15 protein-coding genes are annotated in these 12,255 nt (G+C 63.8%); 11 read left to right on the top strand and 4 right to left on the bottom strand.

Annotated features, from left to right (window positions below; all coding sequences use genetic code 11):
- Window positions 1-12: 12 nt before the first annotated feature.
- The 3 genes from AC6H0W_RS11080 to AC6H0W_RS11070 are packed head-to-tail and all read right to left on the bottom strand — an operon-like array spanning window position 13 to window position 2,228.
- Window positions 13-405: a DUF1987 domain-containing protein gene (locus AC6H0W_RS11080; RefSeq protein ID WP_497577214.1), complete on the bottom strand. Its 393-nt coding sequence runs from the start codon at window positions 403-405 to the stop codon at window positions 13-15.
- Window positions 406-424: 19 nt separating this feature from the next.
- Window positions 425-976: a SiaB family protein kinase gene (locus tag AC6H0W_RS11075; RefSeq protein ID WP_497577213.1), complete on the bottom strand. Its 552-nt coding sequence runs from the start codon at window positions 974-976 to the stop codon at window positions 425-427.
- 10 nt (window positions 977-986) lie between these two features.
- Window positions 987-2,228 (bottom strand): SpoIIE family protein phosphatase, encoded by a 1,242-nt coding sequence (locus AC6H0W_RS11070; protein WP_497577211.1) that lies wholly within the window; start codon window positions 2,226-2,228, stop codon window positions 987-989.
- A 170-nt stretch (window positions 2,229-2,398) separates the two neighbouring features.
- Between AC6H0W_RS11070 and AC6H0W_RS11065 the strand changes: the two genes are divergently transcribed.
- The 4 genes from AC6H0W_RS11065 to AC6H0W_RS11050 are packed head-to-tail and all read left to right on the top strand — an operon-like array spanning window position 2,399 to window position 4,767.
- The gene (locus AC6H0W_RS11065; RefSeq protein ID WP_497577210.1) at window positions 2,399-2,770 is read left to right on the top strand and encodes a hypothetical protein; all 372 of its coding nucleotides are present in this window, start codon (window positions 2,399-2,401) and stop codon (window positions 2,768-2,770) included.
- Complete coding sequence (locus AC6H0W_RS11060; protein WP_497577209.1) at window positions 2,767-3,870, top strand: hypothetical protein; 1,104 nt, start codon at window positions 2,767-2,769, stop codon at window positions 3,868-3,870. Before AC6H0W_RS11065 ends, AC6H0W_RS11060 begins: the two co-directional genes overlap by 4 nt.
- Window positions 3,867-4,397, top strand: coding sequence for a GNAT family N-acetyltransferase (locus AC6H0W_RS11055; RefSeq protein WP_497577208.1), 531 nt, complete (start codon window positions 3,867-3,869; stop codon window positions 4,395-4,397). Before AC6H0W_RS11060 ends, AC6H0W_RS11055 begins: the two co-directional genes overlap by 4 nt.
- Window positions 4,372-4,767 carry a DUF7079 family protein gene (locus tag AC6H0W_RS11050; RefSeq protein ID WP_497577207.1) on the top strand — a complete coding sequence of 132 codons (396 nt, stop codon included), beginning with the start codon at window positions 4,372-4,374 and terminating at the stop codon, window positions 4,765-4,767. The genes AC6H0W_RS11055 and AC6H0W_RS11050 overlap by 26 nt, the downstream gene beginning before the upstream one ends.
- Before the next feature lie 4 nt (window positions 4,768-4,771).
- Here AC6H0W_RS11050 and AC6H0W_RS11045 read toward each other — a convergent pair whose 3' ends face one another.
- Complete coding sequence (locus tag AC6H0W_RS11045; protein WP_497577206.1) at window positions 4,772-5,428, bottom strand: GDSL-type esterase/lipase family protein; 657 nt, start codon at window positions 5,426-5,428, stop codon at window positions 4,772-4,774.
- 126 nt (window positions 5,429-5,554) lie between these two features.
- Between AC6H0W_RS11045 and AC6H0W_RS11040 the strand changes: the two genes are divergently transcribed.
- The 7 genes from AC6H0W_RS11040 (at window position 5,555) to AC6H0W_RS11010 (ending at window position 12,255) form a co-directional block, all read left to right on the top strand.
- A complete protein-coding gene (locus AC6H0W_RS11040) occupies window positions 5,555-5,824 on the top strand; it encodes a hypothetical protein (RefSeq protein WP_497577205.1) in 270 nt (89 codons plus the stop codon).
- Between the two features lie 231 nt (window positions 5,825-6,055).
- A complete protein-coding gene (locus AC6H0W_RS11035; RefSeq protein WP_497577204.1) occupies window positions 6,056-7,477 on the top strand; it encodes a CHASE3 domain-containing protein in 1,422 nt (473 codons plus the stop codon).
- Window positions 7,465-8,103, top strand: coding sequence for a response regulator (locus AC6H0W_RS11030; RefSeq protein ID WP_497577203.1), 639 nt, complete (start codon window positions 7,465-7,467; stop codon window positions 8,101-8,103). Before AC6H0W_RS11035 ends, AC6H0W_RS11030 begins: the two co-directional genes overlap by 13 nt.
- 130 nt (window positions 8,104-8,233) lie before the next feature.
- The gene (locus AC6H0W_RS11025) at window positions 8,234-8,605 is read left to right on the top strand and encodes a response regulator (protein WP_497577202.1); all 372 of its coding nucleotides are present in this window, start codon (window positions 8,234-8,236) and stop codon (window positions 8,603-8,605) included.
- Between the two features lie 21 nt (window positions 8,606-8,626).
- Window positions 8,627-9,127 (top strand): Csu type fimbrial protein, encoded by a 501-nt coding sequence (locus AC6H0W_RS11020; protein ID WP_497577201.1) that lies wholly within the window; start codon window positions 8,627-8,629, stop codon window positions 9,125-9,127.
- A 17-nt stretch (window positions 9,128-9,144) separates the two neighbouring features.
- Complete coding sequence (locus tag AC6H0W_RS11015; protein ID WP_497577200.1) at window positions 9,145-9,882, top strand: fimbrial biogenesis chaperone; 738 nt, start codon at window positions 9,145-9,147, stop codon at window positions 9,880-9,882.
- Window positions 9,883-12,255, top strand: a complete 2,373-nt coding sequence (locus AC6H0W_RS11010; RefSeq protein WP_497577199.1) for a fimbria/pilus outer membrane usher protein — start codon at window positions 9,883-9,885, stop codon at window positions 12,253-12,255.

Genomic DNA, 12,255 nt, shown 5'->3' with positions numbered 1-12,255 from the left:
GCCCGTTCCGGCTCAGGCGCTTCCGGCTTCGATGAGGCGAAACTCGAGGGCTTCGAACTCGTCTTTCAGGTCGGCGCCGAACTCGGCCATCATGTCGTCCTCCGGATCGTGGTGCCAATGCGCCACGATGCGTGCGCCTTCCGTCGCGCGACGATGCAGCATGCCCACCAATGCGCGGATCAGCTTGGTGCTCGAGCTGTTGAAATAGCGCAGGTTGAAATGTGCCTCCACACCGTCGTTGGCTGCCGCCTGGGTGAGCAGGGCTTCGAGCTGATTGCGCACCGGCGCATAAAAGGCCATGGCATTTTCGGGGTAGGACTCGCCCGAGAGTTCGAAGCGCATGGTCGTGGCGTCGACGACGACTTCCGGGGTTTCCTTGGTGGCGGGGATGTGCACGACGTTCATGGTGTTCTCCTGTTTCGGATCAGATGGTTGCGCGCAGGTGGAATTCGGCGCTGTCGGGCTCCCCGGCAACGGGGACGATGCGGTAATCGATGGGTGCGCTGGCTTCGCGCGCCAGAGTCAGAAAGCCGAGGCCGGCCCCTTTGCTGCCGGCGTCGAGCGTGGCGTGCTCGTCGTTGCGCAACTGCGCGCGGTAGGCGGCCTTGATCTGCTCCAACGTCATGGCGCGCACCGCATCCACGCGGTCGCGAATGCGCCCGACCTGATCGTTGCGCACGCGGTTGCAGCACATCACCGCGTAGTGCTCGGCTTCCCGCGTAACCGTGAGCGTGCCTTGCGGGCCGTGCCCCCCGGGGTAGTGCGGGGCGTAGTGCACCACGTTCTGCGCCATTTCGATGAAGGCCGAGAACACGCGTCGCGCCACGCGCCGGTCGGGCGCGGCGTCGTCGAGGCGTTCGCGCACGGTGTCCGACAGCGTGGCCACCACGTTGCCGTTCAGCTCACCGGAGAAGTGCAGCAGCACTTGGCAGGAGTTCGCTTGCGCGCGGAAGCGGTCGAGCAGTTCAGGAGTCATGTTGCGGCCCTCACACGCGGAAGCCGATGGCGCTGACGTCGTCCTTGCGCGGCTCGTCGCCCTGGTAGTCGCGCAGTTCGGCACGCAGGCCGCGTGCCTGCAGCGGCAGTGAGGCATCGCGCAGGCGCTTCAGGCACGCACGCACACGGCGCTTGCCGAAGGCGATGCGCTTTGCACCGCCTAACTGATCGAAGATGCCGTCGGTGAAGAGATACACCGCGGCACCTTGGGCGAGCTGCAGTTCGTGGTTGGCCCATTGCTGCTGCATCGGAACGCTGGCGTAGCCCACTCCTTCACGGTCGCCATCAATCACCGTGAAATCCTCGTCGGTAGGCGCCAGGGCGAACAGCGACATGTGGGCTCCGGCGAAGCGCAATTTGCGCGTGCCCCGTTCCACCCAGCACACGGCGGCGTCCATGCCGTCATCGGCGTGGTGAATGTCGTTCATGTCTTCATGCTGGCCCATGGCGTTCTTCACGCTGCGGTGTATTTCCGCCAGCAGTGCGCCGGGGTCGCGTGCGCTCTGGGCATTGATGGCCCCTTGCATGAAGGCCGTCATGATCAATGTCATGAAGGCACCGGGCACACCGTGACCGGTGCAATCGAACAGAATCACCAGGTAGCCGTCATCAAACTCGCGGAAGTGGTAGAGATCGCCGCTCACCGTGTCGCGCGGCTCCCACATCAGGAAGTGCTCGGGAAGGCATTTGGCGAGGCCCTCGCGCGAGGAGCGCGAGATCGAGCGCTGGATGACGCTGCCGTAGTCGATGGACTCCATCACGATGCGGCTCTTTTCTTCCTGCATGCGCGAGATCGACGCCAGCACGTCCTGCGCACGGCCCATGCCGCGGTAATAGCCGTTGAGCGAGATGATGAAACCGTCTGCCAGCACCTTGTCGCCGAATTCCAGAATGGTGGCCGACAAGGCCTGCATGGTGGTGTCCTGCTCGACGATCAGCGGGCGCTTGTCCATGAAGGCGATGCAACTCTTGTTCTGATAGAGCTCCCGTGCGAACGGGCGCGCGAACTCTTCCATGAAGATGTGGCGATTGATCAGCCCCACCGGCCTGCCGTCCTCGACCACTGGAAGGCTGCCCAGTCCCACATCGGCCTTGAAGCGCTGGAAGACCTCCATGTTGCTCACGTCGGGCGAGATCGCCGGCGTGACGACTACCAGATCGCTGGCGGTGTCTGTGGGGACCCTCGGCCGGGCACACGGCAGTGGGGAATCAAGATCGGTGGCGTGCGTCATGAAAACTCCTGGCATTCGCGGAAGAGATGCCGGCAAGCTGTGGATTGCCGGGCAGGCGAGACGCAGCATAAGGAGCAAAGATTGCAGGCCGGTGACGTTGCGTCTGGACACACACCGCCGGGGCTGCTGTGCAGTACTCTCGGGCATCACATGACAGCTAGGGGTACGACATGAAAGCGATCTGGAAAAGCGTAGGGCTGGCGCTTGGCGTGGCCGGCACCTTGGTGGCATGTGCGCAGGTCGAGCGCCAGCCGGGCGACAAGGCAGATTTCTACAAGCCTGTTCAGGCACGTCAGTGCGATGCCCCCGGAGCAACGTCGGAGAACCTGCAACTTGAGCTCGCCGCACTGGAGAATGCCGGAGTGCGGGTGGACGATGCCTCCTGCGGTCACGATGGCCGCATGTATCCGGCCGTATGCGGTGCGCCGACGGGTGACGTCTGGCTGATCCGGATCGACGCGGGGTCCGAAGCGGGCGCGCGAGCAGCGGGGTTTGAGCCGATCCCCGCGAATGCGTCGCTGCAGACGAGGGCGTGCCGATGAGCGGGCGTTCAGCATGTTCGAAGCAAGCGATGCGCGGCGGGCTGGCAAGCATCGCTTTGGCTGTGGCTTCCAGCAGCGCCCTCGCATTCCCCGAGCTTTCGGGCGATGTCGATCGCGCCGAGTGCACGCAGGCGCTGACACTTGCCCGTAGCATGTTCGAAGCGCCGTCCGCGAGGGTGTATGCGCCGTTGCAGACACCTGCGGGCTTCGAGTCGCGCGTGGTGTTGGCGGCGCAGTCGCTCGACATCTCGGGCGGCAACGCCCTGACGGCGTCTGACGAATTCGAGCGTATTCCGCTCGAAGGGCGCTCGCTGTACTGGGCGCGCGATGCCGACGACGGCAAGCGTCTGGTCGTGCTCGAAACTGCGCATGGGTGGCGCGGGGATATGTATTCGAGCTATCTGCTGGATGCCTCGACCAAGCCCGAAGATTTCGCACAGCAGCCGAGCGCGACACCCTTGATGGCTGATTCATGGCGGCCGCCGATCGTGTTGCGCGCTTCGGAGGCGGGGCCGAACTGGTTGATCGACGTTGGTCAGCCTTTCGAAATCTTGGCTGCATGGCAGGTGCATGTGTCGCCCGAGTCGGCAGCCGTGTGTGAAGTGCACTTTCACGAAGCTGGTGTCTCACCGACTGAAAATTTGCCCGAAGCCGTCCGCAGCGTGTTGCCGATTCTCGATGAGGCGATTGGTTCGGGGGAAGGCGAGGGCACACTGCAGCAAACCGCAAGCCTGCGCCTCAAGGTGCGACACGTGTTGGCGAATGTGGCGTTGCGTCCGTGGGCGGTCTCTGCGCAAGATGCATACAACTCGCGCGCGCGCGTGGATGCAGGCTTGCAAGCGTGGGCCCGCACGGACGACAGGCACGCCGGCTTGCATCGAAGGCTCGTCGAGGGTGAGGACGCCGCTCGCACGGCACTCGCGCGGTATTACGCACAGCATTTCGGGTTGGCAGCGGATGCGGCGGAAGAGGTGGGCGCATGGATGTTCGACATGCTGCTGCGCGCTCACTTCGTCTTTCCGCGCGCAGGAGAGGCGCACAAGGGCCCAGGCAACCCTTGGCCAAGCACGTACCGCGTGCCGTCCGCAGCTGCGTCGTGATCCACGCTGGGCGAAGCGCGAAGGACATTCGCATCCGGGCGGAAGCGGGGCGGGACGTCGTAGCCATCGATGCCGTCATCCGCGGGGCTTTCGCCGGCAAGGCTCACAGCAGTCATACCGAACATCTCATTGTCGCGGCGCTGCGCGCAGCCGACGCCCTGGAGCTTTCCTTGGTGGCGAGCGCGGGCGACGAGGTGGTCGGCCATGTCGCCTTCTCACCGGTGAGCATTGCCGATGGCGTTCGTGGCTGGTTCGGTCTGGCTCCGCTTTCCGTAGTGCCGTGGATGCAGGGCTGCGGCATCGGGCGGGCACTGGTCGAGCAGGGTCTCGCACAGCTTCATTCCCGCGGGGCCGAAGGGTGTGTGGTGCTTGGCGATCCAGCCTTGTACGGCCGCTTCGGCTTTCGCAATATCCCCGGCCTGCTGCTGCCGGGCGTGCCGCCCGAGTATCTTCTGGCTATCGCCGGGGGCGGGCGACTCCCGCAGGGCGAGGTTGGCTTTCATGAAGCCTTTGACGTCAGCGCATGAGCTGTTGCCTGCAGAGCACGATCTTGCCGCGCGCCGGCCGGTGTGGGGCGTGCTGTCGGAATTGTTTCTGGACACCGATGTGACGCGCTTGCGCCAGCACCGTGTGCAGGTGCTGGCCGGCTCTGCCTATTCGCTTGAAGCCATCGAACGCATTCTGGTCGAGGAGGTGTACCCGGTGTGTGCGCCCAATCTGTGGTCGGTGGCAGGGGAGTGGGCGGGCTTCGACGAAGCGTGGCTGGAGGCGCGCATTCTGGCGTGCTCGCGTTCGCGCTGGCGCCGCTTGCTTCGCCCGGCGCGTTGGCGGGCGTTGCGGATGGATGAATGGCGCATCACACGGGCTGCGGTGCTGGCCCGGCGTGTAACGCGCTGAAGCGTCAGTTCTGCATCCAGCCGTGTTTGCCCAGTGATTCGATCACCCGCTCGGCAATCAGCGCGTAGCCGCGTTCGTTGGCGTGAATGCGGTCGGAGCGCAAATCCTGGCGTGACAGCACTTCCGAGACGGCCAGTGGGACCATGGCCACGCTGTGTTCGCTTGCCAGGTCGGCGTACAGCGCGTGGTCACGCAATTCGGCGCGCAGGGATTTCGCCGGAATGGCAACCAGCGCAACGTGGGTGGTGACGCTTTGACTTTGCCGGATCATCTGTGTGAGGTTCTCGCGCGTCTGCTCTTCAGGCATATCACGCAGGAAGTCGTTGCCGCCGATGGCCAGAATGACGGCGTTGGGTTGGTAGCGATCGAGCAGATCGTCCAGCCGTGCCAGTGCGTCGGCGGAAGTGTTGCCTGGAATGCCTGCATTGATCACGTCCCAGCCGCTGTCGCGTGCCACGATCTGTGGCCAGGCGCTTTCGCGCGATGCCCCCGTCCCGTACACCAGGCTGTCGCCCAGCACCAGCACCACGGCGTCTTCCGGCAGCGCCGAGAAATAGCGGATGGGGCCTTCGTCTCGCGCGCAGGCGGTGAGTAACAATGCAAAAGCTGCCAGCACAAGGCTGAAGCGGCGCAGCAGGGCGGAAGGGGCGATGGAGTTCATCCCGTGATGATGCCAGAGGATCCACTGCGGGTGCCGGCTTGCCCCCGCTTGTTGCCACGGCCTCAGGGCGAAGGATTACACTCGCGCTCCCGCCCCTGTCGGCTGCCAACACGCAACGAGAACCCCATGAAGAAGACCGACCTCTACAAAAATCTTGGCCTGAAGATCGACGGTCAGATGAAGAGCGCCCGCACGCCCGACCGCTTCGGCCAGGCCGGCATGCCCGACCGCAAGGAGCAGCGTCGCCTGGATCAGGAGAAAGGTCTGATCCCGTTCGCCGTGAAGATCGAGTCGTCGCTGGCGACCGAGTTACGCGCGTTGGCGGCCGAGCGTGACGTCAGTCTGAACGACCTCGTCAGCGAGCTGTTGCGCAAGGGGCTCGAGACCGGCCGTTGAAGCCTTCTGCGGCAAGGCTTTGAAAACGCTGCGATCCGCCCCCGATGCGCGTTTGCAGCGTTCATGCGGTTTGCGTGAAGAATGCCTTCGCCATGGTGCATGACGATTTGCTTTTCCTCTTTTCAGTGACCATCCTCTAGGCATAAGCTGTCGGGATGCGCCATGTCGAGCGGGTTGGAGCGTGAAGCTCCGCCAAGCCTGCCGCCGCGCATGATGAGCTGGAGGAGGGGCATGGGGAACCACGATCGTGCATTGCTGGCGCGCCTGCGCCATTTCTGGGCAGCGCTGCCTTCAACCAACATTGCAATCGGCCTGCTGGTCATCGGGGTGTGCCTGTTTGTGTACATGGCGCACAAGGGCTTGCACAGCATCGAGAGCATCGAGCATCACAACGATGCCAGCCGGCATGCGCTGCAAAATTCGATCCTCATCAGCGAAACCGTGTCGCTGATCAAGGACATCGAAACCGGGCAGCGCGGCTTCGTCATCACCGGCGACGAGAGCTATCTGGCACCTTATCTTGCGGCCCGCGATCGCTTCGATCAGATGTATCAGCAACTGATCGCCAACCTCAAGCGGCCCGAGCAGCAGCAGACGTATTCGCACGACAAGCTCGACAGCCTGGTCAATCAGCGCATCCAGCACGCCGCCTTCCTCATCGACGAGCGCAAGGCGCGGGGCCCGGCGGTGCTCGAAGACCAATCCCTGTACCACGACGGCAAACGCATCATGGACGAGATACGCGTCGAGGTCGCACGCCTGCACGAGGTGCAGCGGGGCTTGAGCGAAACGCGGCTGGAACTGGCGCGTGACATCCAGAGCCGTTCGCTGCGGCTGAGCTACTGGGTGTCGATCGGCGGCACGTTGCTGATGGTCGTCTCGGCGTTCTTCCTTATACGAGAGAAGCGCATTCGCGACGCGGTGCAGCGTCGGCTCCACGATGCCAATGCCAACCTCGAGAGCCGAATCGAGGAGCGCACCGCCCAGTTGCAGGCGGCGTTGGACCGCATTCAGACCTTCGCACTGGAGCAGGATCAGAACATCGAGGGTGAGCGGCGCCGGCTTGCGCGCGAAGTGCATGACCAGATCGGACAGGTGTTCACGTCGATCAAGATGCTGTTGTTCAGCATGAAAACATCGTCTGCAGAGGCCAAGGCGGAGCAGCTCGAAGAACTTGGGCGCCTACTTGATGACGGCGTCGTCGTGGCCCGCCGCATTTCGGGGGAACTGCGCCCGGCGTTGCTCGATGATCTGGGGTTGGGCGCGGCCGTAGCGCATTACACGACGGAGCTCGGCCGGCGCAGCAGCCCCGAGATCACGGTCGAAATCGCGCAGGAGGACGTGCTTTCGCCGATGCAGGCCAACCAGCTTTTCCGCATCACCCAGGAGGCCGTCACCAACGTCCAGCGTCATGCCCACGCCAGCCGCGTCCACATCGAAGGCAGCGTCGAGGGGCCGGATTACCGATTTACGGTGACCGACAACGGCATCGGCCCCCAGCCCATTCGCGCCGACGCCAGTGGCGTGCGCAACATGCGCGAGCGTGCCGCGCTGGCGGGCGGCACTTTCCGCTTCGGTGCCGCGCCCGGCAAGGGCACCCGCATCGTCGTGACGCTGCCGCTGGCAGAAGGGAGTGAAGAATGCGCTGCCTGATCGTCGATGACCACCCGATCATGCGGTTGGGCATCCGTCAGTTGATTCTCGGGCGGTGGCCGGATGCCGACGTGATGGATGCCGGCACGTTGACGGATGCGTTGACGCGCTTTGTCGAGTTCAAGCCGAGCGTGATCGTGCTCGACATCAGCCTGCCCGATGTCACCGGCACCGAGGGCGTGGCGCGCATGTTGCGCGTGGCGCGCGAGGTGCCGATTCTCGTACTCAGCCTGAATGCTGAATCGGCCTATGCCGCGCGCGTGTTGCAGATGGGGGCGGTGGGCTACCTGCCCAAGGATCTGGCAGCGGAAGAGCTGGTGAGCGCCGTCGAGCGTGTCCTCTCGGGCAGACGCTACGTCACCCCCAGCATGGCCGACCGACTACTCGACATGCTCGGCGGCAAGCCGGTCGGGCGCCTGCCGCATGAAGAGCTGTCATCGCAGGAATACCGCGTCATGCTGCAGCTGGCGGCCGGCAAGGGGGCCAACGAGATCGCCGAGGCCATGCATGTGTCGGCCAAGACGGTGAGCACGTATACCGCCCGCATCTTGCAGAAGACGGGTTGGAAGAACAAGGTGGAAATGACCAAGTACTGTGTGCAACACGGTTTGACTGAGAAGGAGTGAGTTTCGAATCTGCGTATGTGTAGGGATTTCCTGACGTAAGGAAGCGGAAAGCCCTTTCACCACATGTCGGTTTTGGCGTCTTACCCGCCTCCGCCGGAATCCTTAATCTGGCGTTGCGTTGGAGGTGCTCATGAAAATCGTCGTGGTGGAAGACTCGGCAGTCATACGGAAGCACGTGATTGCGCTGCTGGAGTCGGTTTCGGGGGTCAGCGTGGTAGGCGAGGCAGCGTCCGAGCAAGCCGCACTGAAACTGATTCCGACCGTGCAGGCGGATGTCGTGATCCTCGACATCAACCTGACTCCGGGCAACGGCTTCAACGTGTTGAAAGCGCTTCGTGCATCAGGCAATACCGCAGAAATCTTCGTCTTCACGAACCAGACGCTTGAGCAATACCGGCAAATGAGCAAGACGCTGGGTGCAAACGGCTTCTACGACAAGACGCGGGATATCGAAACCATGCTGAACCGGATCGAGGCAATGTCCGCCGGCCAAGCGAACTGACCAGTCGAACAGGAGTGCAGAATGTCCAAATTGTTGAAAGCAGCCGTCGTTTGTTCCGCAGCCCTGGCGTGCAGTGCCGCTTGGTCGGCCACCGCTTCGGCGACCTTCCAGGTAACCGCCACCGTGACAAGTTCCTGCACGGTGTCCGGCACCAACATGAACTTCGGCAACAACATTGACCCGATCGCCGCATCGGTTCCGCTGGACTCCACTTCGACGCTGACGGTGGCTTGCACCAACACCACGCCGTACTCCGTCGCGCTGAACGCCGGCACCAACGCCGGTGGCGGCACCAACTTCGCCAGCCGCAGCATCATCAACGGCTCCAGCACGCTCGGCTATCAGCTCTACACCGATTCGGCTCGCACCACGGTGTGGGGTAACGGCACGGGCAGCAGCACCGTCGGTGGCACGGGCAGCGGCGCCAACCAGCAACTCACCATTTACGGCCGTCTGCCCTCGCTGAGTGGCGCCGTGCCGGGCAGCTACACCGACACCGTGACTGTGACCATCACTTACTGAAGCACAAGGAGCCGTTCATGCACGTGACCCGTTTCCTCGTCTTGCTGCTGGCCTTGCTGTCGCCGCAGCTGTGGGCTGCCAACGTAGGGGTTACGCCGGTGGCGATCCACATGGGCGGCGCGATCAATCGCGCAACGGTGAACGTCGTCAATTACGGCGCAGAGCCGGTCACCATGCAGGCCGAGACCATTGTCTGGAAGCGTGTGAACGGTGTCGATGAGTATGGTGAGACCACCCACGTGATGGTCAATCCGGCAATGTTCACGATCGAGCCGGGCGGCTCGCAGGTGGTGCGCGTCGGCTTGCGCCAGCGCAACGAGCAGGCGGTTGAGTCCACGTACCGGCTGGTACTGCGCGAAGTGCCCGTGGCGAATGACAAGGTGGAGAATGACGGTACCGCGGTCCGCGTGCTGGTGGCCATGCGTCTCCCGATCTATGTAGCGCCCGATCAAGTCGTGCAGGATCAGAAATGGACGGTGCGCCAAACCGCCGACAGTGTTCAGGTCGCGCTGCAGAACGACGGCAACGTGCATTACAAGGTGGGCGGCATTCGTCTGCGCAGCAAGGCTGCCGACGCCGCAGGGCCGGCGCTGGCATCCAGTAATGATGGAGCGGTGCTGTTTCCTGGGGAGTCGCGCACCTTTGCGCTGAAGCGTTCGGGGGAGGCCGCCGTCGGCAGCCAGCCCGTGGTGCTCGAGGTCTTCACCGACCGCGGCCCCGAATACATTCCGGTGGTGCTCGACAAGGGCCAGTAAATGCGTCGCGGCTGCCTGTCGATGCTGCTCGCAGCCCATGCTCAGGCGCTGTTTGCGCAGAGTCACGTCTTGCCCGTGCAGGGTGAGCCCAGGCCGGCCTTGGCGGGCCGTGCGATTGCGCAGCAGGTGGTCGTCCCGGCCAGTCCCGACTTTGTGTTTCTTGGCGTGGCCATCAACGGCGTGGTGCGTGATGACGATGTCGAGGCCTTGCAGTTGGCCGAAGACGATCTGGCGATTGCACGCGAGGTCTTTGCCGCCTGGAACATGCCGGTGTCGCGCGAACTCGAGTTCGACTTCGAGGGCATTCCCTACATCCGTCTGAACGATGTTTCCACGCTGCAGTGGCGCATCGACAGTCGCACGCAGACGCTGATGATCCTCGCGCGACCCGAGGCCTTCGGCTCGAACACGCTGAACCTGGCCGCTGACAGTGTTCTGGCTGTCACGCCGTCGCCCGCAGGCGCGTACTTCACCTATGACGTGCTGGGAGAGCGCAATGACTTCGCGGACAACCTTGCTGGGCTCTACCAGCTCAACGTCTTCGGCTCGCTCGGGCGCGGCGCCACTTCGTCGCTGTACCGCAGCAATGCCTTTGGCGGGGCTGAAAAGCATGTGCGGCTGGAAACCAACTGGAGCTTCGACATGCCCGAACAGCGCCAGACCGTGTGGTTGGGCGACGCCGTCACGCAGGGCGGCACGCTGGGCCGGTCGGTGCGTTTCGGTGGTGTCCGTTGGGGCACCAATTTCGCGCTCACGCCGGGTTTCTCGACCTTTGCGCTGCCCTCCGTGCGCGGCGAAGCAGCCTTGCCTTCGACACTTGATCTGTTCATCAACAACAACTATGGCACCCAGGCCAACGTGCCGGCCGGGCCGTTTGATCTTGCCGATCTGCCCCTGGTCACCGGTCAGGGCGAGATCCGCATGACCGTGCGTGATCTGCTCGGGCGGGAGCAGGTGATCACGCAGCAGTACTATGCGAGTCCGATGTTGCTCAAGCCGGGCCTGCGTGACTTTTCGCTGGAGGCCGGCAAGGTGCGCGAAGACTACGGATTCCGCAGCAACCGTTATGGCCGCAACTTCGTGGCCGGCAACGAGCGAAAAGGCATTTCACCTGGCTTCACGCGGGAACTGCGCGGTGAGTGGTTGGCGTCGCAACAGATGCTCGGGCTCGGCGGCACCTGGCTCCTCGGCACGGCGGGTACGCTGACCTTGCAGGGAGCCGGTAGCCGTTCCGACGAAGGAGCGGGGTGGTCGTCGGGGGTGAGTTTCGACCGGCAGGCGCGTGGCTTCAGCGGCAACGTCACGATGCAGTACGCAACGCGCGACTTTGCACAGCTGGGCGAGTTCGAGGGGCGTACTTCGCGGCTGACCTCCGCCATCTCGGCCGGCGTGCCGTTCTTGAAAGGTGGCCTGGGGGCGAGCTATGCGCGCCAGACCACCTGGCAGAACGAGGACGTCCGCATCGCCACCTTGAGCTACAGTCGCAGCATCGGGCGCAGCGCTTTCATCAGTGTTTCGGCCGTGCGCCAGATGGGCGATACGCGCAACACCTCGATTGCCGTGATGTTCGTGCATACGCTGGGCCAGCGCGACAGCCTTTCTGTGGTGCATAACCGCAGTCGCGACCCCGACTCCAGCACTTCATACTCAGCGTTGCAATTGCAGCGCAGCGTGCCGGCCGGGCCGGGCTTCGGTTACCAGATCAATGCCGAAGAGGGTGACGGGCGGCGCTACAGTGCGCTGGGCACGTGGAACAGCGAGTACATGCGCCTGACCGCCGGTGCCGCCGGCGGGCAAGACACCTCCACCGCGTACCGCCTTGGCGCGGCGGGCTCGTTGGCCCTACTGGGCGGGGGCGTGTATCCGACACGACAGATCGACGACAGTTTTGCGGTCGTGAAGGTCGACAACTACTCCGGTATCAGCGTGCTGCATGAAAACCAGCAGGTCGCCACGACCGGGCGGGGCGGCTACGCCTTCGTGCCGATACTGCGCGGCTACCAACCCAACGAAATCAGTATCGATCAGGGCGATCTTCCCTTCGACGCCGAGATCGATACGCTGAGCATCAACGTCACCCCTGCGCTGCGCAGTGGCGTGCTGGTGGATTTCCCCGTACGGCGTACTCATGCGGGTAGCGGCTTCATCCACTATGCCGACGGATCCCCGCTGCCGCCCGGCACCAGACTTGCCGTGGAAGGCCAAGATAGCCCGTTGATCGTAGGCTTTGAGGGGCGGGTCTTCGTAAGCAGCCCGGTGCGGGACATCCGGCTGTCGGCTTCTGGTGGTCGGCCCTGTACGGTTGGCTTTGAACTGAGCGAAGCGCCGGAGTCGGTTTCCGATTTCGGTGTGCTCACTTGTCAGGAAGACTGA

This window comes from Pseudazoarcus sp. NS20 (assembly GCF_059703745.1).
Note: the sequence above shows the minus strand (reverse complement) of the source record. Positions and strands in the feature narration are given on the sequence as shown.

Bases quoted from the DNA above. Each gene is read 5' to 3' on its own strand.
- AC6H0W_RS11050 (WP_497577207.1), top strand. From the start codon at position 4,372: ATGAAGCCTTTGACGTCAGCGCATGAGCTGTTGCCTGCAGAGCACGAT.
- AC6H0W_RS11040 (WP_497577205.1), top strand. From the start codon at position 5,555: ATGAAGAAGACCGACCTCTACAAAAATCTTGGCCTGAAGATCGACGGT.
- AC6H0W_RS11075 (WP_497577213.1), bottom strand. From the start codon at position 976: ATGACTCCTGAACTGCTCGACCGCTTCCGCGCGCAAGCGAACTCCTGC.
- AC6H0W_RS11035 (WP_497577204.1), top strand. From the start codon at position 6,056: ATGGGGAACCACGATCGTGCATTGCTGGCGCGCCTGCGCCATTTCTGG.
- AC6H0W_RS11080 (WP_497577214.1), bottom strand. From the start codon at position 405: ATGAACGTCGTGCACATCCCCGCCACCAAGGAAACCCCGGAAGTCGTC.
- AC6H0W_RS11010 (WP_497577199.1), top strand. From the start codon at position 9,883: ATGCGTCGCGGCTGCCTGTCGATGCTGCTCGCAGCCCATGCTCAGGCG.
- AC6H0W_RS11060 (WP_497577209.1), top strand. From the start codon at position 2,767: ATGAGCGGGCGTTCAGCATGTTCGAAGCAAGCGATGCGCGGCGGGCTG.
- AC6H0W_RS11020 (WP_497577201.1), top strand. From the start codon at position 8,627: ATGTCCAAATTGTTGAAAGCAGCCGTCGTTTGTTCCGCAGCCCTGGCG.
- AC6H0W_RS11015 (WP_497577200.1), top strand. From the start codon at position 9,145: ATGCACGTGACCCGTTTCCTCGTCTTGCTGCTGGCCTTGCTGTCGCCG.
- AC6H0W_RS11045 (WP_497577206.1), bottom strand. From the start codon at position 5,428: ATGAACTCCATCGCCCCTTCCGCCCTGCTGCGCCGCTTCAGCCTTGTG.
- AC6H0W_RS11065 (WP_497577210.1), top strand. From the start codon at position 2,399: ATGAAAGCGATCTGGAAAAGCGTAGGGCTGGCGCTTGGCGTGGCCGGC.
- AC6H0W_RS11070 (WP_497577211.1), bottom strand. From the start codon at position 2,228: ATGACGCACGCCACCGATCTTGATTCCCCACTGCCGTGTGCCCGGCCG.
- AC6H0W_RS11025 (WP_497577202.1), top strand. From the start codon at position 8,234: ATGAAAATCGTCGTGGTGGAAGACTCGGCAGTCATACGGAAGCACGTG.
- AC6H0W_RS11030 (WP_497577203.1), top strand. From the start codon at position 7,465: ATGCGCTGCCTGATCGTCGATGACCACCCGATCATGCGGTTGGGCATC.